The 23,491-nt window shown below is 67.6% G+C and carries 20 protein-coding genes; 7 read left to right on the forward strand and 13 right to left on the reverse strand.

From position 1 onward, the window contains the following. Positions 1-3: 3 nt before the first annotated feature. Positions 4-870, reverse strand: coding sequence for an NAD(P)-dependent oxidoreductase (locus FVF75_RS07945; RefSeq protein ID WP_148377445.1), 867 nt, complete (start codon positions 868-870; stop codon positions 4-6). 83 nt (positions 871-953) lie between these two features. Here FVF75_RS07945 and FVF75_RS07950 point away from each other — a divergent pair, with 83 nt between their 5' ends. After that, positions 954-3,425 carry a penicillin acylase family protein gene (locus tag FVF75_RS07950; protein WP_148377446.1) on the forward strand — a complete coding sequence of 824 codons (2,472 nt, stop codon included), beginning with the start codon at positions 954-956 and terminating at the stop codon, positions 3,423-3,425. 1 nt (position 3,426) lies between these two features. On the opposite strand, the gene hflX is transcribed toward FVF75_RS07950, so the two are convergent. The 10 genes from hflX to dusB all read right to left on the reverse strand — a co-directional run bounded on the left by hflX (position 3,427) and on the right by dusB (position 15,911). Beyond that, positions 3,427-4,719 carry a GTPase HflX gene (gene hflX / locus FVF75_RS07955; RefSeq protein WP_148377447.1) on the reverse strand — a complete coding sequence of 431 codons (1,293 nt, stop codon included), beginning with the start codon at positions 4,717-4,719 and terminating at the stop codon, positions 3,427-3,429. Positions 4,720-4,812: 93 nt separating this feature from the next. Beyond that, positions 4,813-5,049: an RNA chaperone Hfq gene (hfq, locus tag FVF75_RS07960; RefSeq protein ID WP_148377448.1), complete on the reverse strand. Its 237-nt coding sequence runs from the start codon at positions 5,047-5,049 to the stop codon at positions 4,813-4,815. A gap of 124 nt (positions 5,050-5,173) precedes the next feature. Further along, a complete protein-coding gene (locus tag FVF75_RS07965) occupies positions 5,174-6,703 on the reverse strand; it encodes a TrkH family potassium uptake protein (RefSeq protein WP_148377449.1) in 1,530 nt (509 codons plus the stop codon). Positions 6,704-6,707: 4 nt separating this feature from the next. Next, complete coding sequence (gene trkA / locus FVF75_RS07970) at positions 6,708-8,084, reverse strand: Trk system potassium transporter TrkA (protein ID WP_148377450.1); 1,377 nt, start codon at positions 8,082-8,084, stop codon at positions 6,708-6,710. Between the two features lie 153 nt (positions 8,085-8,237). Next, entirely contained in the window at positions 8,238-8,741 is a 504-nt protein-coding gene (locus tag FVF75_RS07975; RefSeq protein ID WP_342779799.1) for a P-loop nucleotide/nucleoside kinase family protein, read from the reverse strand. After that, entirely contained in the window at positions 8,713-10,125 is a 1,413-nt protein-coding gene (gene ntrX, locus FVF75_RS07980) for a nitrogen assimilation response regulator NtrX (RefSeq protein ID WP_148377451.1), read from the reverse strand. Before ntrX ends, FVF75_RS07975 begins: the two co-directional genes overlap by 29 nt. Positions 10,126-10,139: 14 nt before the next feature. Beyond that, positions 10,140-12,413 carry a sensor histidine kinase NtrY-like gene (locus FVF75_RS07985; protein ID WP_246138034.1) on the reverse strand — a complete coding sequence of 758 codons (2,274 nt, stop codon included), beginning with the start codon at positions 12,411-12,413 and terminating at the stop codon, positions 10,140-10,142. A gap of 95 nt (positions 12,414-12,508) precedes the next feature. Continuing rightward, positions 12,509-13,870, reverse strand: coding sequence for a response regulator (locus FVF75_RS07990; protein WP_148377453.1), 1,362 nt, complete (start codon positions 13,868-13,870; stop codon positions 12,509-12,511). Beyond that, the gene (locus FVF75_RS07995) at positions 13,870-14,940 is read right to left on the reverse strand and encodes a two-component system sensor histidine kinase NtrB (protein WP_148377454.1); all 1,071 of its coding nucleotides are present in this window, start codon (positions 14,938-14,940) and stop codon (positions 13,870-13,872) included. The genes FVF75_RS07990 and FVF75_RS07995 overlap by 1 nt, the downstream gene beginning before the upstream one ends. Beyond that, on the reverse strand, positions 14,940-15,911 hold the full coding sequence (gene dusB / locus FVF75_RS08000) for a tRNA dihydrouridine synthase DusB (protein WP_148377455.1): 972 nt from the start codon (positions 15,909-15,911) through the stop codon (positions 14,940-14,942). Before dusB ends, FVF75_RS07995 begins: the two co-directional genes overlap by 1 nt. Before the next feature lie 188 nt (positions 15,912-16,099). Between dusB and FVF75_RS08005 the strand changes: the two genes are divergently transcribed. From FVF75_RS08005 to FVF75_RS08025, 5 genes are all read left to right on the forward strand, one after another. After that, a complete protein-coding gene (locus tag FVF75_RS08005; protein WP_148377456.1) occupies positions 16,100-17,233 on the forward strand; it encodes a bifunctional 2-C-methyl-D-erythritol 4-phosphate cytidylyltransferase/2-C-methyl-D-erythritol 2,4-cyclodiphosphate synthase in 1,134 nt (377 codons plus the stop codon). A 10-nt stretch (positions 17,234-17,243) separates the two neighbouring features. Next, positions 17,244-17,735: a phosphatidylglycerophosphatase A family protein gene (locus FVF75_RS08010; protein WP_148377457.1), complete on the forward strand. Its 492-nt coding sequence runs from the start codon at positions 17,244-17,246 to the stop codon at positions 17,733-17,735. Continuing rightward, positions 17,732-18,199 carry a CinA family protein gene (locus tag FVF75_RS08015; protein WP_148377458.1) on the forward strand — a complete coding sequence of 156 codons (468 nt, stop codon included), beginning with the start codon at positions 17,732-17,734 and terminating at the stop codon, positions 18,197-18,199. Before FVF75_RS08010 ends, FVF75_RS08015 begins: the two co-directional genes overlap by 4 nt. Before the next feature lie 171 nt (positions 18,200-18,370). Further along, on the forward strand, positions 18,371-19,693 hold the full coding sequence (locus tag FVF75_RS08020) for an HlyC/CorC family transporter (RefSeq protein ID WP_148377459.1): 1,323 nt from the start codon (positions 18,371-18,373) through the stop codon (positions 19,691-19,693). 50 nt (positions 19,694-19,743) lie between these two features. After that, the gene (locus tag FVF75_RS08025) at positions 19,744-20,379 is read left to right on the forward strand and encodes a M23 family metallopeptidase (protein WP_187393011.1); all 636 of its coding nucleotides are present in this window, start codon (positions 19,744-19,746) and stop codon (positions 20,377-20,379) included. A 7-nt stretch (positions 20,380-20,386) separates the two neighbouring features. On the opposite strand, the gene FVF75_RS08030 is transcribed toward FVF75_RS08025, so the two are convergent. Continuing rightward, on the reverse strand, positions 20,387-20,848 hold the full coding sequence (locus FVF75_RS08030) for an Lrp/AsnC family transcriptional regulator (RefSeq protein ID WP_148377461.1): 462 nt from the start codon (positions 20,846-20,848) through the stop codon (positions 20,387-20,389). A gap of 306 nt (positions 20,849-21,154) precedes the next feature. Between FVF75_RS08030 and FVF75_RS08035 the strand changes: the two genes are divergently transcribed. Further along, positions 21,155-21,964 (forward strand): ferredoxin--NADP reductase, encoded by an 810-nt coding sequence (locus FVF75_RS08035; protein WP_281289588.1) that lies wholly within the window; start codon positions 21,155-21,157, stop codon positions 21,962-21,964. A 21-nt stretch (positions 21,965-21,985) separates the two neighbouring features. Here the strand turns inward: FVF75_RS08035 and FVF75_RS08040 are convergent, their stop codons facing one another. Continuing rightward, positions 21,986-23,365 carry an SEL1-like repeat protein gene (locus FVF75_RS08040; protein ID WP_187393013.1) on the reverse strand — a complete coding sequence of 460 codons (1,380 nt, stop codon included), beginning with the start codon at positions 23,363-23,365 and terminating at the stop codon, positions 21,986-21,988. Between the last annotated feature and the right edge of the window lie 126 nt (positions 23,366-23,491).

The following is a 23,491-nucleotide window of genomic DNA, read 5'->3' on the forward strand; positions in this document are numbered from 1 at the left end:
GCCCTACTCCCTGAGACGACGAATCAGCGCCGAGGTGTCCCAGCGACCGCCGCCCATGTTCTGCACGTCCTTGTAGAACTGATCGACCAGCGCCGTGACCGGCAGCGCCGCGCCGTTCTCGTTCGCCGTTGCCAGACAGATGCCCAGATCCTTGCGCATCCAGTCGACGGCAAAGCCGTGTTCGAACTCGTCCGCCAGCATGGTCTCGTGCCGGTTGACCATCTGCCAGCTTCCGGCCGCGCCGCCCGAAATCACCTCGACCACCGCGCGCCCGTCCAGCCCGGCCTTCTCGGCAAACGCCAACCCTTCGGACAGACCCTGGACCAGCCCGGCGATGCAGATCTGGTTGACCATCTTGGTCAACTGCCCGGCACCGGTCTCGCCCAGCCGCTTCACGGTCTTGCCATAGGCCGCCATCATCGGCGCGGCGGCGTCGAACGCGGCCTCGTCACCGCCGCACATCACCGACAGCACGCCGTTCTCGGCCCCCGCCTGCCCGCCTGAAACCGGCGCATCGACGAAACTCACGCCGTTTTTCCCGGCCAAGCCGGCCAGTTCGCGCGTGACCTGCGCCGACACCGTGGTGTGATCGACGAACACCGCGCCCCGCGACATGCCGGCAAAGGCACCGTCATCGCCAAGGCAGACCGCGCGCAGGTCGTCGTCGTTGCCGACGCAAGCCATCACGAAATCGGCGCCCGCGGCGGCCTCGCGCGGGGTCGGCGCGGCCTGTCCGCCATGTTCGGCCACCCAGGCGTCGGCCTTGGCCCCGGTGCGGTTGTAGACCGTCACCTCGTGCCCTCTGGCCGCCAGGTGGCCGGCCATCGGATAGCCCATCACCCCAAGTCCCAGGAACGCGCATTTCGCCATGACCCGACCTCCGTCGATTGCACTGTCTGATGCCTGCCCTTATTGACGGGGGACAGGCTGAGGTCAACAAACGGCGGGGACACATGGCATCACTCTTTCGCTGGCTCGCGCGGATCGTAACCGCGGTGATGGTGCTGTTCGTTCTGGCGCTGGGGGCGGTGTATTACTTCGCGCAGCGCTCGATCCCCGACTATGACGTGACCCGCCCGGCGCGCGGCATCTCGGCCCCGCTCGAGATCGTGCGCGACCATGCCAACGTGCCGCATGTGTTTGGCGGGACCGACGCGGACGTGTTCTTCGGCCTTGGCTATGCCCATGCCCAGGACCGGCTGTGGCAGATGGTCATGCTTCGGCGCACGGTGCAGGGGCGCATGTCCGAGATGTTCGGGGAACGTACCCTGCCGATCGACGAGTTGATGCGCCGGCTCGACCTCTACCGCCTCGCGCAGGACGCGGTGGCGGTTCAGGATGCCGAGACCATGGCGGCGCTCGAGGCCTATGCGCGCGGCGTCAACGCCTGGCTGGACCGGGTCAACAGCGAAGCCCTGGGGCGCGGCGCGCCGGAACTCTTCCTGTTTTCCAACGATCTGGCCCCCTGGGTGCCCGCCGACAGTCTTGCGGTGATGAAGCTGATGGGCGTGCAACTTGCCGGCCACCTGCAAGAGGAAGTGCTGCGCGCCCGCGTCGCACTGGCCCTGCCCGAAGAGCGTCTGCGCGACATCATGCCCGACGCACCCGGGTCGGGGTTGGCCGCCCTGCCCGACTATGCCTCGCTGTTCGAGGGGGTCGCGCCCACCGATTTCGCCCTGAACGCGCCGCTGCCTACGCCTGACCCGCTGTCGCCGGTGGCGACGTTCGACATGGCCGGCGCCTCGAACGCCTGGGCCGCCGCGCCATCGCGTTCGGCCGCCGGCGGCACCCTTTTGGCCAACGATCCGCATCTGGGGTTTTCGGCACCGACGATCTGGTATCTGGCCCGGCTCGAGCTGTCGTCGGGCGGGGTGATCGGTGCCACCATACCCGGCATGCCGGTGGTGCTGGTCGGGCGCAGCGCCGAGTTCGGCTGGGGGCTGACCTCGTCCTATCTCGACGATCAGGATGTGTTCATCGAAAAACTCAACCCCGACAACCCCGCCGAGGTGCTGACGCCCGACGGCTATGCCCCGATGCGCACCAGCCCGACGATCATCCGCGTCAAGGACGCCCAGCCGGTGACGATCAACCGGCAGTGGACCGACAACGGCCCGGTCCTGCCCGGCAAACACTACGGGCTGGCCGCGATCACGCCGCCGGGCCACGTCACCGCGATCGGCTGGACGCTTCTGACCGCCGAGGACACCTCGATGTCGGCCGGGATGAAACTGATGCGTGCCAAATCCGTGGCCGAGGGGGTCGAGGCCGGGCGCGGGTTCGTGGCGCCGTCGCAGAACGTGACCATGGCCGACCGCGACGGCATCGCGCTCAAGACCTTCGGGGCGATGCCGCGCCGGGCCGCCGACCACATGACGCTGGGCCGCCTGCCCGCGCCGGGGTGGGAGACGCAGAACCGCTGGCTGGGGTTTGATGCCTATGCCGCCAACCCGGCCTTCATCGACCCCTCGGGCGGCATCGTCGGCAACACCAACAACAAGCTGCTGGACCGGCCCTTTCCGCTGCACGTCAGCTTTGACTGGGGCGATACCCAGCGCATCCAGCGCTGGCAAAAGCTGATGCAGGGCCGCGCCGTGCACACCCGCGAAAGCTTTATCGAAGCCCAACTCGACACCGTGTCGATCACTGCGCGCAACCTGTTGCCGCTGGTCGGCGCCGACCTGTGGTTCACTGGCGATCCTGCCCCGGACGGAACACCCGAGCGCGCCCGCCAGCGCGCCCTGTCGCTGCTGGCCGACTGGAACGGCGAGATGAACGAGCATATGCCGGAGCCGCTGATCTACATGGCCTGGATGCGCGCGCTGCAAGACCGGCTGATCCGTGACGAACTGGGGCCATTGGCGGGGGCCTTCACCCATGTCGAGCCGGTGTTCATCGAGCGGGTGTTTCGCGACATCGGGGGCGCGGGCGTCTGGTGCGACGTGGTCCAGTCCGCGCCCGAGGAGACATGCACGGACATTGCCCGCGCGGCCCTTGACGAGGCGCTGATCTGGATCGGCGAGAAATACGGCGGCGAACAGGAGGCGCTGCGCTGGGGCGACGCGCATCAGGCCACCCATGACCACCAGGTTCTGGGCGATTTGCCGTTCCTCAAATGGTTCGTGAACATACGGCAATCCACTTCGGGCGGTGACAACACGCTCAATCGCGGCCGCACCAGCGGCATCGATCCCGACCCGTTTTTGAACGTGCACGGCGCCGGCTATCGCGGCGTCTACGATTTCTCGGACCCGGATTCGTCGCTGTTCGTCACCTCGACCGGCCAGTCGGGGCATTTCCTCAGCCGCCACTACGACGATCTGGGCGAGTTGTGGCGGCGTGGCGAATACATCCCGATGTCGCTCGACCCGGCGCTGGCGCGGGCGGCGGCGGTCGGGGTGACGCGGCTCGTGCCGATGGAGTAGCTCAGCCGGCCTGCTTTTCGTATTCCGCCTGCTGGCGCGCGGTCCAGTCGACCGTGATCTGCCAGCCGGTATCGTCCTCGGCCTCGTCGGCCACGACATGGGCGTCATGCAGCCAGGCGCGTTTGCGCCCTTCGGCGAAATCGAGGTGCAGGGCCGTGCGCTCTGTCACCTCGCCCAGCCGGGCCTCGATCTCGTCAAGCAGCGCCGCGATGCCGTCGCCGGTGATGGCCGAGATTGCCACCACGTCAGGTCCGCGCGCCGCCTCGGTCTCGCGCGCCGCGCGGGCGTCGGGAGTGAGCAGGTCGAGCTTGTTCCAGACCTCGATCCGGGGGACGTCGGGATCGACGCCAAGTTCTTCGAGAATGGCCGCGACATCGGCGGCCTGCGCCTCGGTCTCGTCGGCCGCGATGTCGCGCACGTGCAGGATCAGATCGGCCCCCAGCACCTCTTCCAGCGTGGCGCGGAAGGCCGCGACCAGTTGCGTCGGCAGGTCCGAGATGAAACCGACCGTATCGGACAGGATCACCCGCCGCCCCGAGGGCAGGTCGAGCGCGCGCATGGTCGGGTCGAGCGTGGCGAACAGCATGTCCTTGGCCATCACCTCGGCCCCGGTCATGCGGTTGAACAGCGTCGATTTTCCGGCGTTGGTGTAGCCGACCAGCGCGACCACCGGAAACGGCACCTTGGCGCGGGCGGCACGGTGCAATTCGCGGGTCTTGACCACCTTGGACAGCTGCTTGCGCAGGCGGACAAGCTGATCGTCGATCGCGCGCCGGTCGGCCTCGATCTGGGTCTCGCCGGGGCCGCCGACGAAGCCAAGCCCACCGCGCTGACGTTCAAGGTGGGTCCAGGCGCGCACCAACCGGGTGCGCTGATAGCTGAGCGCCGCCATTTCGACCTGCAACACCCCCTCGCGCGTCGCCGCGCGGTCCGAGAAGATCTCGAGGATCAGCCCGGTGCGGTCGAGGATCTTGACCTCCCAGGCCTTTTCCAGGTTGCGCTGCTGCACCGGCGACACCGGGCCGTCGATCAGCACAAGCTCGACCTCCTCGGCCTCGAGCCGGGCGCGCAATTCTTCGATTTTGCCGGTGCCGAACAGGTGCCCCGGATGCGGCTTGGCCAGCCGCACCACCTCGGCCCCCAGGACCTCCAGCCCCGGCAACGCCCCGGCCAGCGACACGGCTTCCTCGAGCGCCGGCCCCGATGGCCTGCGGTCGCGTTCGGCGGTCAGTTCGGGGTGGATCACCCAGGCGCGGGTGGGCTTGGCTTCGCGTGAGGTCGGTTCTGTTGTCATGGTCCAGGCTCGGATTTCGGAGCGTCGCGATAGGCCGTCACCAAAGCACGCCCCAAGGCGCCACCCGGCGCCCTGATCGGACCGGTCGCCGGATCAGCTATCGTCGCCGTCGTAGAGGTTGATCGGCTGCGACGGCATGATCGTCGAGATCGCGTGCTTGTAGACAAGCTGGCTCTGCCCGTCGCGCTTGAGCAGAACGCAGAAGTTGTCGAACCACGAAATCACGCCCTGCAGCTTGACCCCGTTGATCAGGAAGATGGTCACCGGAACCTTGGCCTTGCGGACGTGATTCAGGAATGCGTCCTGTAGGTTCTGCTTGTCGCCAGCCATCGCTTCTTGCCCTTGTTTTATCGTGCTGCCGCTCTCCGGCAGAATTGCCTAACGCGGTCAGTATGTAACGGCTGACTGAAAGATTCTACCCCTGATTTTTGCCCGGTCCGACCCGCAACCGACCTCAGCGCCGCCACAAATCCGGGCTGAACAGCGCCACGATGGCCAGGCTTTCGAGGCGCCCGACGATCATCGCCACGGTCAGCACCAGCTTGGCCGGCGTCGACAGGAGCGCATAACGGATCGGCTCTGCCGCCGCCACCTCGGCCAGCGGCCCGGTGGTGGTCAGCGCCGCGATGGTCAGCACGGTCGCCTCCTCGAAATCCTCGCCGGTCAGCGAGAACGCCGCCATCGCCAGCGCCACAGAAACCGCCATCAGCATGAAGAACAGCCACGCCATATAGGCGCCCCGGCGGCGCAGGTGACGCGCCTCGCCACCCGATCCGCCGACCGAATGCGGGTGCACCAGCCGTTCCAGTTCGCGCACACCGTGTTTGTAGAGCGCATAGACGCGCAGCAGCTTGGTGCCCCCCGCCGTGGTCGCCACCCCGCCGCCGATCAGCGCCAGCCCCATCAGCACCAGCCCCGGCGTCTGCAACCCCGACCAGTCGCGGCTGGTCTCCCAGGCCGCCGACACGAAACCGGTGGTGGTCAGGAACGACAGGACCGTGAACACCGATCCCCAGAGCGAGGCCAGGCCCTCGGTGAGCCGCATCGCCGTGCCTTCGACCTCGTAGGCGCCAAGGAAATGGCGGGCGAACAGGATCGCGGGCACCAGAAGCACAAGGGCCGTGGCGATACGGATCTCGGGGTCGCGACTCAGCCCGGCAAGGTCGCGCCCCTGCCCGTCGCGGGTGAAGGTCAGCCGCGAGATCGCGAAAACCAGGAAAACCGCGATCACCGCCTCGCCGCCGTATCCGGCGCTGCTGGCGGCCAACCCGTTGTGGCCGGGCGAAATGCCCGAGGTCGACAGGGTCGACATCGCATAGACCAGCGCATTCATCGGCATCTCGCCGGCCACGATCAAGAGCAGCCACAGCGCCAGCGTCAACCCGCCATAGATCGGCAGCAACGCCGCGCCATAGACCCGCACCCGATAGGACAGGTCGGCCACCTCGCTGATCTGGCGATAGGCCGAGGCGCGCGTGAGGTCCTGCGACCGACGCCGCCCGACCTCGAAACCGCCGAGTGCCATTGGGGCCAGCACCGCGATCGCCCCGACCCAGACGAACAGCCCGCCCAGCCAGCCCACGGTGGCCCGCCACAGGTGCAGCGACGGGGCCAGCCTGCCGGGATCGTCAAACAGCGTCGCGCCGGTGGTGGTCAGGCTGGACACCATCTCGACATAGGCATTCAGGAAGGTGGTGTTGCGCACCGCATCGTGAAACGGCAGCGCGAATTGCAGGGGCATCAGCACGAACAGCGCCAGCAGCGCGCCCAGGTGGCGGCGCGGATGCTCGCGCCGCTCCTGCCCGGCCATGGCGATGCCGATGAACAGCGCCAGCGCCAGCGACAGCCCGCCGAAGGTGAAGAACACCGCCGCAATATCCGGCGCGTCGGTGACGCTGGCATGGGCGGCCGGCAGGAACATGGCGATGCCGCCCGACGCGATCAGGATCACGAGCAGCGGAAGTTTGGCGATCTGGTTGCGCATCGGGTCAGAAAAAGTCGATCGAGACCTGAAGCAGGCGCTCGACCTCGGGCACATCGGCGGCCATGGCGAAGATCACCACCACGTCGCCCTCGTCGATCATCGTCGACCCTTCGGGTTTGACCACGGTTTCGCCCTTCATCACCGCCCCGATCAACACGCCCTCGGGAAACTCGATGTCGCGCACCGCACGCCCGGAGATCGGCGAGGTCGACAGCACCTGCGCCTCGATCACCTCGGCCTCGGCATCGCCCACCGAATAGACGCCGCGCACCCGCCCGTGCCGGATATGGCGCAGGATCGAACTGACCGTGGTGGCGCGCGGGTTGATATAGGCGTCGACCCCCAGCGGCTCCATCAGCGGCACCAGCGACGGGTCGTTGACAAGGCAGATCGCCATCGGACAGCCCGCCGCCTTGGCGCGCACGGCGGCCAGCATGTTGACCTTGTCGTCGTCGGTGACCGCCAGGATCGCGTCGGCGCGGTGAATGCCGGCCTCTTTGAGCAGCTCCATGTCCATGCCGTTGCCGTGCAGCACCACGGTGCGCTCCAGCGCGTCGGCGGCGCGTTCGGCGATCGAGCGGTTCAGCTCGATCACCTTGGCGCGCACCCGTGTCGTGCGCGTCTCCAGCGCCTGGGCCACCGACAGCCCGACATTGCCGCCGCCCAGGATCACCACGCGGTCCTGTCGCTTGACCGACTTGCCGAAGATCTCGAGCGTCCGGTTCACATCGCCGGTTTCGGCAAAGACATAGACCTGGTCGCCCACGAACAACTGATCGGCGCTTTCGGGCGCGAACAGCGAGTTGTCGCGCCGGACCCCCACGACAATCGCCTTGAGGGTGGAAAACAGGTCGGTCAACTGCCGGAGCGGCGTGTTCACCACCGGGCAATCCTCGTCGAGCGCGATGCCCAGGAGCGTCGCCCGCCCGCCCAGGAAGGTCTCGGCATCGAACGCCGCCGGGACCGACAGCCGCCTCAGCGCCGCTTCGGCCACTTCGCGTTCGGGGCTGATCACCACGTCGATGGGCAGGTGTTCCTGCCGGTAGAGATCGGCGTAGATCGCGTTGAGATAGCTCTGCGCGCGCAGCCGGGCGATCTTGCGCGGCACCGAAAAGATCGAATGCGCCACCTGGCAGGTGACCATGTTGACCTCGTCGGAATAGGTGGCGGCGATCACCATGTCGGCGTCGCGCGCGCCCGCGCGCTCCAGCACGTCCGGGTAGGAGGCAAAGCCCGTCACCCCCTGCACGTCGAGCGTATCGGTCGCCCGCGCCACCAGGTCGGGGTTGTTGTCGACCACGGTCACATCGTTGTTTTCACCGGAAAGGTGGCGCGCGATCTGCCAGCCAACCTGGCCCGCGCCGCAGATGACGACCTTCATTGGGGTCTCCCGACTGTCCAGGGGAAGGATTGGCAGAGGGCAGGCAAAAGGTCAACGCGGCGGTGGGTTTCCGTCCGGTGCGCCGGGTCGGTATTCATGCCGCACGATGTGAAAGCCTTCGTCGTCTGTCGGGGCCTCGAAATGCCTGAGAAGCTAATCGAATTGCGCGTTCGAGAGGGTGAACGGGTGATCGCCCTGCGCATTGCGCGCCTGCACCCGCGCCCTGCAAACCCCGTCGGGGACATCGAGGTAGTGCAAGACGTGCGCCGCCTTCGATGTGTCGATGATGCGCCGCATCCAGCGGCGGGTGTCGACGGTGTTGGCGGGAAAATCCAGAACCACCGACACGCCGGCCCCGAGCAACGCCACGACATGCGGCTCCATGATCTCGCGCAGCCGGTTGGCGCATCGCACGTAGTCCGCCAGCGAGGCCATTTGGTCACCGAAAAGCGCCGCAAGCCAGGCATCTTCGGCGATGACGACGACACCCGCCCCTTGTCCGAGTTCGCCCGCCAGGGTGGACTTGCCTGCGGCGGCCTTGCCGCAAACGAGGTGCAGGGTTGGCGCGGTAGAGGACATGGCGACACCTTGGACGACAGGTTGTTCAGCCGGGCGCGAAATGCGCCCCTCACTCTGCTTCGTCACCTTCGGCGACATAGGCCACACGGGCGCCCGACTTGGTGCCGGTCACAACGCCCAGCGACTTCAGCTTGCGATGCAGCGCCGAGCGTTCCATGCCAACGAAATTCGCGGTGCGGGATATGTTGCCGCCAAACCGATTGATCTGGGTCAGGAGGTATTCCCGCTCGAACGCCTCGCGGGCTTCGCGCAGCGGCAGGGTCGCAAGCGCCGCCGGCAGCACCACGCCACCGGCCTCGGCCTCGCCCCCGACCTCGGTTTCGGGCAGTTCGCGCGCCTCGATCGGGCCGGTGCCATCGCCCAGGATCAACACCCGCTCGATCACGTTTTTCAACTGGCGCACGTTGCCGGGCCAGGGCATCGATTGCAGCATCGCCTTGGCATCCTCGGCCAGTTCGCGCAGCGGCAGGCCCTGGGTCTTGTTGAAGGTGGCGATGAAATGCTCGGCCAGGCGCGGGATGTCCTCGCGCCGCTCCGACAAGGGCGGCACCGAAATCGGCACCACGTTCAGCCGGTGATACAATTCCTCGCGAAAGCGCTGTGCCGCGATCTCGGCCTGCAGATCGCGGGTGGTGGACGAGATCACGCGGATATCGACGTTCACCTTGTCGATCCCGCCGACGCGGGCAAAGCGCTGTTCGACCAGCACCCGCAGGATCTTGGACTGGGTGCCGAGCGGCATGTCGGCGACCTCGTCGAAATAGAGCACACCGCCGTTGGCCTCTTCCAGAAGCCCCTTTTCGACCCCGCGTTCCGGGCTTTCGCGACCGAACAGAACCTCTTCCATCCGGTCGGGCTCGATCGAGGCCGAGTTGACGCTGACAAAGGGCGCGCGGGCGCGTTCCGATCCCGCGTGAACGATCCGCGCCGCCAGTTCCTTGCCCGACCCCGCCGGCCCGGTCAAAAGCACCCGCCCGTTCGAGCGCATCACCTTCTCGAGGTTGGATTTCAGCGTTCGGAACGCGGCAGAGGCCCCGATCAGGTCGGTCGGCACGCTATCGCGGCGCTTGAGTTCGACGTTCTCGCGGCGCAGGCGCGAGGTTTCCATCGCCCGGCGGATCACCACCAGCAACTGGTCGATGTTGAAGGGCTTTTCGATGAAATCGTAGGCGCCCTGCTTGATCGCGGCCACCGCGATCTCGATATTGCCATGGCCCGAGATGATCACCACCGGCACTTCCGGATGCTCGCGTTTGACCATCTTGAGGATGTCGATCCCGTCCATCGCGGAATCCTTCAACCAGATGTCCAGGATCATCAGCGCCGGCAATTCCTTGCGCACCTCGGCCACCGCCGCGTCCGAGGTGCCGGCGAGGCGCGTGGTATAACCCTCGTCCTCAAGGATATCCGAGATCAGTTCGCGGATATCGCGTTCGTCGTCGACAATCAGAATATCTGCCATCTCACGTTCCCTCGTTACTCTGCGGCATCCTGTTCGGCCACCGCCGGGCTGACCGGCAGGCGCACCACGGCCATTGCCCCCGGCCGGTCGGTGCCGCCGAACGGTTCGGCGTCCTGCAAGGTCAGGCTGCCGCCGTGTTCCTCGATGATCTTCTTGACGATGGGCAGGCCCAGCCCGGTGCCCTTGTCGCGGGTGGTCACGTAGGGCTCGAACAGCCGCGAACGGTCTTCCGGCAGGCCGATGCCGTTGTCGGAAATGCGGATCACGCCCTCATTGTCCTCGCGCGTCAGACCGACCCGGATCGTCGGCCTGTGCCCGTCCGGCACGAGACCTTTTTCCCGCAGACTTTCAATCGCTTCCCCGGCGTTCTTGATCAGGTTGGTGAGCGCCTGGCCGATCATCGTCTCGTCAAGCTGCGCCGGCATCGCACCGGGGTCAAGGTCGGTCTCGATCGTCACGTCGACCTGCCCGGCCTTTTGCAGCGTCACCGCGTCGCGCACCAGTTGGGCGAGGTCGGCGGGCTTTTTCTCGGGTTCGGGCATCCGGGCGAATTTCGAGAACTCGTCGACGATCCGGCGCAGATCTTCGGTCTGGCGGATGATCACGCCGGTCAGGTTTTCCAGATCGTCGGCATCCGGCTCGTCCAGCTTGCGGCTGAACTTGCGCTTGATGCGCTCGGCCGACAGCTGGATCGGCGTCAGCGGGTTCTTGATCTCATGCGCGATGCGGCGCGCAACGTCGCCCCAGGCCGCCATGCGCTGGGCCGACACCAGATCGGTCACATCGTCGAACGCCACCACATAGCCCTCGAGCGCGCCTTCGTCGGAAATCCGCCGCGCCATGCGCACCAGAAGCCGCTCCTGCCGCCCGACGCGCGCAAGGCCCAGTTCCTCCTGCACCCGTTCGCTGCCCTCGGCGCGCAGCCGGTCCAGCAGCGGGCCGAACTCGGGCACCACCAGCGTCAGGTCGGCGTGCTGCGGCCCCTCGCTGTCGATCCCCAGCATCTGGCGCGCGGCGCGGTTCATGAAGTCGACGCGCCCGGCGGAATCCAGCCCGATCACCCCGGCGGTGACCGAACTCAGCACGTTGTCGAACAGCCGCCGCCGCCGCTCGATCTGCTCGGTGTTTTCCAGAAGCCGCGCACGCTGGCCGCGAAGCTGATGCGTCATGCGGTTGAACAACCGGCCCAGGGTGGCGATCTCGTCGTCGCCTTCCTCTTCCTGCACGCGCACGTCCAGATCGCCCGCCCCGACCCGCTCGGCCGCCTGCGCCAGCCGCCCGACCGGGGCCGACAGCCGTTCGGCGAACCACATCCCCAGCCAGGTCGCCGCCAGCACGAGGATCGCGGCAAAGCCGAGATAGATCAGCCCGAACTCGAACAGCACCTGGCCGCGCTGGTTTTCGAGCTGTTGATAGAAGCGCACCGTTTCCTGCGTCTCGTCGAGCAGGTCGAGCACGTCGCCATCGACATCGCGCGACACATAAAGCAGGTGGTCGGGATAAGCCGTCAGATGAACGATCGCCCGAAACTCGTTGATATCCCAGTCTTCCACCACCACGGTTTCACCGGCCATCGCCTGGTCGACAGCCTCGGGCGCGGGGTGTTCGAAATCGAAAAGATACGACCGGTCGCCGCGCAACCGCAGGTCTCCGGCGCTGTTGATGATATAGGCTTCGCGCAGCCCGCGCTGGATCTGGCTCTGGCCCTGCGCCAGCGCCTGGCGCAACTGCGCGTCCGGCATAAGCGGGTTGGCCAGTTTGGCCTGGTCAAGAAACCGTGCCAGCGCCTCGGCATCCTGCACCAGCCCGTCGCGGTGCTCGCTCTCATAGGCCTGGGCGGCGTCCAGCGAATTGCGCACCACCCGGCTGACACGTTCGGAAAACCAGCCCTCCAACCCGACGTTGACCGTGAGGACCGCGAACACCGCGACCAGAACGGTGGGCAGCAGCGCGAGGAAGGCAAACGCCCCGGTCAGCCGCAGGTGCAGGCGCGAGCCGGCCGATTTCGCCCGCCGCGCCGCGATCATGCGCACGATGCCCGACAGGACCAGTGCCGCCACCACCAGCACATAGACGAAGTCGGCCAGCAGCACGATCCGCAGCGTCGCCGATTGCGCCCCCTGATCCAGCGGGCCGAGCACGAGATAGGTCAGAACCGCCAGCGCCGGGCCGAGAATGACCAGCCCGATGGTCGCCACCGCCTGCACCCGGCGCAGCTTGCGCAGGCGGGCGATCCTGTCCCATGTCCAGGGCGTCTTGCGGGTCTGGGTTGCGCCGTTTCGGGTCACGCCGGGCCTCATGCTTTCCCGTGCCGCGCGACGGGAAATGGGAATCGGGCAAAAGGTCTGCCACTGACACCCTTATGCCACGCTCTGTGGCCGGTTTACATCAACTTCCTTCGTCGTGTCACCTCGATTTCCCGTTCGGTGATCTTCTTGCGCAGGGTATTTCGGTTGAGACCGAGCAATTCCGCGGCGCGCAACTGGTTGCCCCCGGTCGCATCCAGCGCGATCTCGATCAATGGCACCTCGACCTCATGCAGAATGCGCTGATAGAGGCCGGGCGGGGGCAGCGACCCGCCGTGCAGCGCGAAATAGCGCGCAAGGTGGTGCGCGACCGAGGCCGACAGCGTCTCGTCCGCCACCGCGGCCACCGGCGCACCGCCCCCGGGGGCCCCCAGTGCGGTTTCCACCTCGACCTTGCCGATGGCCGGCTCGGACCCGGTGAGCACGAGGCGCTGCATGATGTGTTCGAGCTGACGCAGGTTGCCCGGCCAGGGATAGGCGCAGAGGCAATCGGCCGCCTCCGGCGACAGAACCCGCGCCGGCATCCTGTCGCGGGTGGCGCGGGCCAGGAAATGCTCGGCCAGAAGCGGAATATCCTCGAGCCGTTCGCGCAGCGCCGGCACCGGGATGACGACGCCGCTCAGCCGGTAGAACAGATCGTCGCGGAACCCCTCCGGCCCCACCCGGCGGGCGAGATCAGGTGGTGCTGTGGCGATCACCCGTGGACCGGTCCCGTTCAGCCCGTCGAGCATTCTTGTCAGGCGGGCCTGCGCCCCGGTGTCGAGATCGCCGATCCCGTCCAGCACCAGCGTGCCCTGCCCGGCCCGCGCCAGCAGGCGTGCCGCGCCCTCGGCCGGGGCAAGGTCATCCGCCGTCGCGACCGTGAAAACCCGCTCGCGCCGGTCCGAGAAATCGTGGATGGCGCGCGCGATCAGGCTCTTGCCGGTGCCGCTCTCGCCAGTGATCAGGACCGGCATGTCGGCGTTCATAACCTGCGCGACAAGGCGATAAAGCGCCTGCATCGCGGGACTGCGCCCGACCAGCGGCAGATCGGCGCTTGCGTCGGCAGGCGCGGGGGCGCGGTCCGGCACGCGCCGGGGCCGGTCCAGCGCCACCGCGGCGCGATGCATCAGGTCGGGCAGGTCGAACGGCTTGGGCAGGTAATCGAACGCCTCGCGCTCGGTCGCCTGGATCGCGGTCATGATGGTGTTCTGGGCCGAGATCACGATCACCGGCAGGCCGGGCCGCATCGCCGCGATCTCGGGCAGTGCATCCAGCCCGTTGCCATCGGGCATCACCACGTCCGAAATCACGAGGTCGCCGCGCCCCTCCTCGACCCAGCGTTTCAAGGTCACCAGCGAGCCGGTCGCATGCACCCGGCAGCCGGCGCGGGTCAGCGCCTGGGTCAGAACGGTGCGGATCGTGCGGTCGTCGTCGGCGACCAGAACGGTGCCATCCATCAGATCAACTCCTTGTCGCCGGGCGCCAGCGGCAGCGATATGCGAAAGCGTGTGCGGCCCGGTTCGCTCTCGACCGCGATCCAGCCGTCGTGGTCGGAGACGATCTTGGACACCAGCGCCAGCCCCAGCCCGGTGCCGTTCTCGCGCCCCGAAACGAACGGCTCGAAGACCTGCGCCGCGATCTCGGGCGCGATGCCGGGGCCGTCGTCGATCACCTCGACCTGAAGCGGCAGGCCGGTGCCGGTGCCATCGGCGCGCCTTACCCTGAGCGCATGATCGTAGAAGGAGCGCAGCCAAATGGTGCCGCCCGCGCCGCGCGCCGCCTCGGTGGCATTGCGGATCAGGTTCGAGAACACCTGGATCATCTGGTCGGCATCCACCCAGGTCGGCGGCAGCGAGGGGTCGTAGTCCTCGACGATCCGCATCCCGGCGGCGAACCCGACCTCGGCAGACTTGCGCGCCCGGTCAAGGATGTCGTGCACGTTCACCACCCGCCGGTCGGGCGGGCGCAGGTTGCCAAACTCCTCGACCTGGTCAAGCAGCGCCACGATCCGACGGCTTTCGGCGACGATCAGGTCGGTCAACTCGCGGTCGTCGCCGGACAGGGTCATCGCCAGCAGTTGCGCCGCCCCGGTGATCCCGGCCAGCGGGTTCTTGATCTCGTGCGCCAGCATCTCGGCCATGCCGATCGCCGAGCGCGCCGCGACGCGCGGCCCCTGCCCCTCGCCCAGCCGGTCGGCCAGGTGGCGCGGCTCGATCAGCATCAGGACCGCGCCATCGCCGCCCGCGACCGGGGCGAGGCGCAGATCGCACTCGGCCCGCGCGCCCTGCCCGGCGCCGGTGGCAACGCGGTTGATGAAGACCGGCCCGCCATCGCGGCGAACCCGCGCCACGGTGCCGCCAAGGTCGGCATCGCTGTTCAGCCTGCCCGCCAAGGGCTGCCCGATCAGCGACCTGGCCGAGGCATTCATGAATGCCTCGCCCGCCGCATTGACTGCCGCGATCCGTTCCTGTCCGTCGATCACCAGCGCCGGCACCGGCAAGGACGCCCAAAGGGCCGCGTCCTCCATCACGCCGCCTCCGCGCGCGGGGTCAGCGCCTCGGGCAGACGCGCCAGCACCGCCCCGGGGTCGCGCCCCGACAGCACTTCGCGGCGCAGTCCCGGGGGCGTGCCGGCAGCGTCCATGTACCAGCCCAGATGCTTGCGGATCACCCGCTTGCCGAGGTCGGCGCCATAAAAGGACAGCGACGCCTCGTAATGCCCCGCCACCATGTCGACCAGCGCCGCGCCCTCGGGCACAACCGGGTCGGGCCCGCCCCAGAGGGCCGCCGCAACCTCGGCGAGTAGCCAGGGCCGCCCACCGGCAGCGCGCCCGATCATCACCCCGTCCGCGCCCGACTGCGCCAGCGCGGTGCGCGCGTCGCCCACCCCGCAAATGTCGCCGTTGGCGATCACCGGGATCGACACCGCCTGTTTCACCGCCCGGATCGCCCGCCAGTCGGCCCGGCCCTTGTAGAACTGGCACCGGGTGCGGCCATGAATGGTCACCATCGCGACCCCGGCGGCCTCGGCCCGGCGCGCGATCTCGGGCGCGTTCAGCATGTCGATGTCCCAGCCCAGCCGGGTCTTCAGCGTCACCGGCACGTCGACCGCCGCCACCACCGCTTCGATCAGCCCGAGCGCATGGTCCGGGTCGCGCATCAGGGCCGAGCCCGACAGCCCGCCGACAACCTTCTTGGCCGGACACCCCATGTTGATGTCGATGATCCGCGCACCATTCGCCGCGACCATCCGCGCCGCCTCGCCCATCCACCACGGGTCGCGACCGGCCAGTTGCACAGCGGTGCCTTCGATGCCGAAGCCCAGTTCGGCGCGCTCGCGCACCCCGGGCTTGGCCTGCACCATCTCCTGGCTCGCCACCATTTCGCTGACCACCAGCCCTGCGCCGAAACTCTGCACCAGGCTGCGAAACGGCAGATCACTGATCCCGGCCATCGGGGCGAGCGCCACGGGCGGGTCGATCCGGATATCGCCAAGCATCAGCGGCAAGCGTTCATTCCCATGCTGTCCTTGTGCTAACTGCGGCCACCATAGCCTCCCCCGCGCGACCCCTCCACGCCTGCGGCGGTCGGTATGCATGGTTTTTCACCAATGCACAATATTTCATCAGTTTTGCCCGCTCGCCAATCCCCATTGTCCTTCTTTCAGGCAATGCGTAACAGGGGCGCATGGACATCGCGGCCATCATCGTCGCCGCCGGGCGTGGCACAAGAGCGGGCGGAGACCTGCCCAAACAATGGCGCAGGCTCAAGGGTGCCCGCGTCGCAGACTGGACGGTCGCGGCGCTCTCTTCGCACCCGGCCATCGGCCGTGTTGTCCTCGTGCTGCACCCCGACGACCTGGGCCAGGCCGCGGGCTTTCCCGAGGTGATCATCGCCACCGGCGGGGCAACCCGTGACGCCAGCGTGCGCGCCGGGCTCGAGGCACTGGCCGACGACCCGCCCGACCTTGTGCTGATCCATGACGTCGCCCGCCCGCTGGTCTCGGCCGCGCTGATCGACCGGGTGATCGCCGGCCTCGCCCACAGCGCCGGCGCCGCCCCGGCGCTTGCCGTCACCGATGCGCTCTGGACCGGTGCCGGCGACCGCGTGACCGGCACCCGGGACCGCGCCGGGCTGTTTCGCGCCCAGACGCCGCAGGGCTTTCGCTTCGCCGCGATCTTCGCCGCCCACCGCGGCCACAAGGGCGGACCCGCCGCGGACGATGTCGCGATCGCCCGCGCGGCGGGCCTTGACGTGGCCATCGTCGAAGGCGAGGAACGCAACCTCAAGATCACCGGCCCCGAGGATTTCGCCCGGGCCGAGGCGCTGATGGGAAAGACCATGGATATCCGCACCGGGCAGGGCTTTGACGTGCATGCTTTCGAGCCGGGCGACCGGGTGATCCTGTGCGGCGTTCCGGTGCCGCATGACCGCGCGCTCAAAGGCCATTCCGACGCCGATGTCGGAATGCACGCGCTGACCGATGCGATCTACGGCGCATTGGCCGAGGGCGATATCGGCCAGCATTTCCCGCCCTCGGACCCCCGGTGGAAGGGCGCGGCCAGCGACATCTTCCTGCGCCACGCCGCCGAGCTGGCGCGCTCGCGTGGCTATGCCATCGCCAATGTCGACGTCACCCTGATCTGCGAACAACCAAAGATCGGCCCCCACGCCGGCGCCATGCGCGCCGAACTGGCCCGCATCACCGGCATCGACCCCGACCGCATAAGCGTCAAGGCCACCACCTCCGAGCGCCTCGGGTTCACCGGCCGCCAGGAAGGCATCGCGGCCCTCGCACTCGCAACCCTCGTGAAAGCATGACATCCACCGCATGAAACAGATCATCGCCACCTTCCTCTACGTCGGCCACCTAAGGCCCGCGCCGGGCACCTGGGGCTCGCTGGCGGCCCTGCCGATCCTGTGGTCGCTGCACCAGTTGGGCGGACCGTGGCTGGTTGCGGCCTTCCTCGTCGCGGCCTTTTTCGGCGGATGGTGGGCCACCGCCGGGCTGATCTCGGGCCGGACCGACAAGGACCCCTCCGAGATCGTCATCGACGAAGTGGCCGGCCAGGGGCTCGCGATCCTGCCGGTCTCGATCGGGGCGGCGATGATGGGGGCCGAGATCATGGCGCTCTATCCGGGCTGGATCGCGGGCTTTGTGCTGTTTCGCCTGTTCGACATCTGGAAACCCGGCCCGGTCGGCTGGGCCGACCGCAAGGGCGGCGCGCTGGGCGTGATGCTCGACGACCTGATCGCGGGGCTTTTTGCTGCCATCGGCGTGGTGGCGCTGGCCGCCGCGGCGCATCTGTTCCTGATGCCATGACCGACGCCGCCGCCCTGCTGACCCGCTGCCGCGCCCGGGGGCTGACCATTGCCACCGCCGAAAGCTGCACCGGCGGCATGGTCGCAGCCGCCCTTACCGATGTCGCCGGCTCGTCGGACGTGTTCGAACGCGGCCTGGTGACCTATTCCAACGCCGCCAAGATCGCCCTGCTCGGGGTCGATCCCGCGACGCTCGACGCCCAAGGCGCGGTCTCCGAACAGGTCGCGGCGGAAATGGCGGCAGGGCTTCTGGCCCGCGCGCCGGTCGATATCGCGGTCTCGGTCACCGGCATCGCCGGCCCCGGCGGCTCCGAGCACAAACCCGAAGGCCGGGTCTGCTTCGGCCTCGCCACCAGAGCCGGCACGCGAACCGAAACCGTCGACTTCGGGGCACGCGGCCGCGCCGAGGTCCGCGCCGCCGCCACCGCCCATGCGCTTGCCCTGCTGGCCGCAGCCACCTACTGAGCGCTTCATCTTGGCCGATACACTCCCGCCAGAGGCGCCCGAGGGGCGGGCCGAAGGCCGGGCCCGAGACAGGATGCGCGCCGCAGGCGCACCTTCGCATATCCGCCCCCGCCCTTGAAACGCGCCCCGACCGATCGCATACATAACCGACACCACGCGAAAGACACTGAAATGACCCCCGCCGAAACCGGCACCATCTTCGACGGCACCTTCTGGATCACCAGCGGCGCAATCCTCCTCCTTCTCGTGTTCTCGGGCTTCTTCTCGGGCTCCGAGACCGCCCTGACCGCAGCCTCGCGCGGCAAGTTGCGGGTGCGCGCCGACAGGGGCGACAAGGGCGCGGGCCGGGCGCTGTCGATCACCGATGACAACGAACGCCTGATCGGCTCGGTGCTCCTGGGCAACAACCTGGTCAACATCCTCGCCGCCTCGCTGGCCACGGCGCTGTTCACGCGCCTCTTTGGCGAAAGCGGCGTTGCGCTGGCCACGCTGGTGATGACGCTTCTCGTGCTGGTCTTTGCAGAGGTGCTGCCCAAGACCTACGCGATCACCCGGCCCGAGGCCGCCGCCGCGCTGGTCTCGGGGCCGATCAAGCTGGTCATCCTGGTGTTTTCCCCGATCGTCTCGGCGGTGCGCGCCTTTACCCGGCTGGTGTTGCGCCTGTTCGGGATCGAGACCGATCCGCATTCGCAGATCCTCGCGGTGCGCGAGGAAATCGCCGGGGCGATTTCTCTGGGCCACAGCGAAGGCGCGGTGGAAAAGGAAGACCGCGACCGCCTGCTGGGCGCGCTCGACCTGGGCGAGCGCACGGTCGAGGAGATCATGTTGCACCGCCGCCAGATCGAGATGATCGACGCCGACAAGGACGTGACCGAAGTGCTGGAACAGGCGCTGGCCTCGCCCCACACCCGGCTGCCGGTGTTCCGCGGCGAGCCCGAGAACATCGTGGGCGTGATCCACGCCAAGGACCTCAGCCGCGCGATGTATGCCGCGGGCGCCCCGGCCCGTGATGCGGGCCACGCCGAGAACTTCGGCAATTTCAACATCATGGACGTGGCGATGGAGCCCTATTTCGTCCCCGAGACCACCACGCTCGACGACCAGATGCGCAACTTCCTCAAGCGCCACACCCATTTCGCGCTGGTTGTGGACGAATACGGCGCGCTGCAGGGGCTGATCACGCTCGAGGACATCCTCGAAGAGATCGTGGGCGAGATCACCGACGAGTTCGACGCCCTCGGGCTCGAGCAGGAATTGAAGAAGCTCTCCGACGGCTCCTATACCGTGGACGGTGCGATGACGATCCGCGACCTCAACCGGGCCACCGACTGGTCGCTGCCGGATGACGAGGCCAACACGGTCGCCGGGCTGGTGATCCACGAAGCCCAGATGATCCCGAACGAGGGACAGGTGTTTTCCTTCCACGGCTTCCGCTTCGAGGTGCAGCGGCGCGTCGACAACCGCATCGCCCGGCTGAAAATCCGCCCTCTCTAGAAAAAACGGCCCTTTTGCGCTAGACTTGCGGCGGATCAATGGAAAGGGCGATGGCGAAGGGTTTGCTGGCACTGTGTGCTCTGGCGGCGCTTGGCGCCTGCGGCGACCGCTCGAGCTACGGCCATTCCGCGCCCTACATGTTCCATATGCGTGACAAGATCCCGGTGGCGATGCCCGCAAACGCCCCCTCGATCGCGCAGCAGTTCATGACCCCGAAAACCGAGGATGGCCAGGGCCATTACGGCATCGACGTTGCCGACCCGCCCGGCAGCCCGGTGATCGCGGCAGCGGCCGGCACCGTCTATCTGTCCTATTTCGAGCCGATGTATGGCAACCGGATCGTCATCGACCACGGGCCGGACGCCAACGGTCGGCGGGTGTTCACACACTACAAGCACCTCGATGTCCGCCAGGTCGAGGCCGGGGCGCGCGTAGTCCAGGGCCAGCAGATCGGCACGCTGGGCGAAACCGGCGTGCTGTCGTCCTATGCCCATCTGCATTTCGAGGTGTCGCGCGAGAAATCGCCGGGCGCGCGCCGTGCCACGGGCGACAATTACTGGCAGGGGATGGTGCCGCAGGACCCGCAGCTTTACTGGGCCAATGGCGTCGGACAGGTCACCTGCGCCGGGTCCGTCACCGGCAACAGCGGCCCGATGCCGCTGGTCTATCCGGTCGCCTGCGGCTGAGGGGCCGTTACAGCGGCAGATGCGTGGTGTGCTTGATCTCTTCCATCGACAACAGCGCGGTCACGTTGAAGATCTTCACCTCGGAAATCAGCGCTTGGTAGAAGGCGTCATAGGCGCGCGCATTGGCGACCCGGACCTTTAGGATATAGTCGATCTCGCCGGCCAGGCGATGCGCCTCCATCACCTCGGGGCGCGCGCGAAGGGCGTGCAGGAACTTCGTCTGCCAGTCGGCATCGTGTTCCGAGGTGCGGATCAGCACGAAGAAACAGGCGTCGAAGCCCAGCTTTTCGGCATCCACGATCACCGTCTGCGGCCCGATCACGCCGGCCTCGCGCAGCTTGCGAATCCGGTTCCAGACCGGGGTTTTCGACGACCCCACCTTGGTGGCGATCAGGTCGAGCGACTGGCTGGCATCCTGTTGCAACTCGGCCAGGATTTTCCGGTCCATCTGGTCGATCCGCAATGCCATCCCGCCGCCTCCTTCTGAACCTTGCCGCGGGGCGCCCGCAAGAGAACAATATCCCATTCGACCCAACCCCACGGGCAATTTTTCGGGACATTGTTCCAGTTTCCCCGAAACCTCAAGAGGATTCCACCGGGAAAAGCCAGAACCCACCCCCGGACGCGCGGGTTGTCGACCCTGCCGACCCGCCGCGCTGCACCTATGACCATCAGTCGCGGCTGCGCGGGTAGACTGACGCGGACCAAACCCTATATAGCGGTCCGAAAGGTCGGGCACGCCTTGCCCCGCCGCTAGCAAAACGATGTGAGACCAGTGACTGAAGCCCAGACCATCAGGCCCGCCCCGACGCTTCCCGACGCCCAGACCGTGACCGAGGTCGAGCATTACACCGACCGCCTGTTCCGCTTTCGCGTGACCCGGCCGAAAAGCCTGCGGTTCCGCTCGGGCGAGTTCGTGATGATCGGGCTGATGGGCGACAATGGCAAACCGCTGCTGCGCGCCTATTCGATCGCCTCGCCCAGCTGGGACGAAGAGCTCGAGTTCTACTCGATCAAGGTGCCCGACGGCCCCCTGACCTCGAAACTGCAGCACATCAAGGCGGGCGACCAGATCATCCTGCGTCCCAAGCCCGTGGGCACCCTGGTGCTGGATGCGCTGCTGCCGGGCAAGCGGCTGTGGTTCTTCGCCACCGGAACCGGCATCGCCCCCTTCGCCAGCCTGATGCGCGACCCCGACACCTACGAGCGTTATGACGAAGTGATCATGATGCATTGCTGCCGCGATGCGGCCGAGCTGGAGTATGGCCGGCAACTGGTCGAGAGCCTGCCCGAAGATCCGCTGATCGGCGAGTTCATCGGTGACAAGCTGAAGTATTATCCGACCACCACCCGCGACGACTTTGCCAACAAGGGCCGGATCACCACCAACCTGACCTCGGGCAAGGTGTTCACCGACCTCGGGCTCGGCATCGACCGGCTCGACCCGGAAACCGATCGCGGCATGGTCTGTGGCTCGCTGGCGTTCAACATCGACATGAAAGAGGTGCTTGAAGGCTACGGGCTGCGCGAAGGCGCGAACTCGGACCCCGCCGAATACGTGGTGGAAAAGGCCTTCGTGGACTGACGCGCAGGCGGCCCCGACGGCCTATTCCGCGCTCGGCGGCAGCACCCGTTTCATCGCCGCGACCGAGCCCGGACCCATCACCCCGTCGATCGCCCCGGTGTAGAAGCCGTTGTCGCGCAGGATGCGTTGCAGCGCGCGCGCCACGTCGCGGTCCCAGTCGTCGGCGGCGCGGGTCGTCGGCCAGTCGTCGCCGCCCTTGAGGGCCCGCACATAATACCAGGCAGCGGTCTCGGCGTGGTAATACTCCGTCGCGAATTCATAGACTTCGCCGATATAGCTCTTGGCCGCGATGCTGCCGTCATCATCTGCACGATGGAACAGCGACAGCGCCTCGGCCGGATCGCGGTCCACCCCTTCGCCATAGAGATACATGTAGCCGAGATTGAGCATCGCGAAGGTCTCGCCATTGTCCGCCGCCCGGCGATACCATCTCGCGGCTTCGGCCTGGTCCTGGGCGATACCAACGCCATTGGCCAGCGCCCAGCCGAGGTTGTATTGTGCGATGGGAATACCGGCCTCGGCCCCGGGGCGGTAAAGCTCGACCGCGCGCGCCGGATCACGCGCAACGCCGTGGCCTTCATGATAAAGCCAGCCGAGGTTGTTCATCGCCAGCTTGTCGCCCTGATCCGCCGCGCGCTGATACCAATAGGCCGCCTGGGCATAGTCCTGCCCGGTGCCAAGCCCGTTTTCATAGGCCCATCCCATCTCGAACTCGGCATCCGCCATCCCGGCTTCTGCCGCGCGCCGGAAGAACGGAAAGGCATCGGCGGCGTCGCGGTTCAGCGCATTGTCGTCCTGGTACAGAAACCCAACAGCCAGCCCGGCGCTTTCGTAATCCGCTGCCAGCGCCGCGAAATAGGCCGCTTCGGCCTCGCGCGGCCGGTTGCCGGCATGATAGCCGCGGCCCAGTTGATAGGCGGTGCGGGCATGATCGGGATAGGCTTCGCGCGCCGCCTCGCAGGCGGCGATGGCGCGGGCGATGTTCATGTCGGCGGTCTCGACCCCGATCACGGTGGCCGGCCGGCCCGGGTCGCGCGGATGCGCCGCCGCGGAATCGCAGGCCAAGACCAGCGGGCTGACCTCCGGGTCGGCGGGTTGCGGCTCATCGGCGGGCGGCACGGGGTCTGGCGCGATCTCGTCCGGCCCGGGGGGTGCGGGCGCATCTTCGGGCGTATCGGACGGTGTATCCGCGGGGGCCTCATCGACCGGCTTCTTGCCGCCGCCCAGCCGCGGGCCGGCGCCGGGAGCCGGTTCATCGGGCGATTGGCGCAGGATGCCGGTGGCGTCGCCCGCCTCGCCCTTGCCGTCGCCACCCAGCGCAACCGCCGCGCCCGACGCCGTCAACGCCAGCCCTGCGGCCAGCGCGAACACCGCCAAATCAACCGAAAAAAGCCGTCTCATCGCATTCCCCCCGTCTCTGCCCCAGATTAGCCCCGCCCAATGGCCCGCGCAACGCCCCAGACCGGCCCGAACGCCGCCAAACTCGGGTCCGACCAGCATAAACCGGGTTGAAAGCGGCGGGTCGTC

Origin of the sequence: Maritimibacter fusiformis (genome assembly GCF_008086115.1) — a bacterium.
Lineage (GTDB): Bacteria > Pseudomonadota > Alphaproteobacteria > Rhodobacterales > Rhodobacteraceae > Muriiphilus > Muriiphilus fusiformis.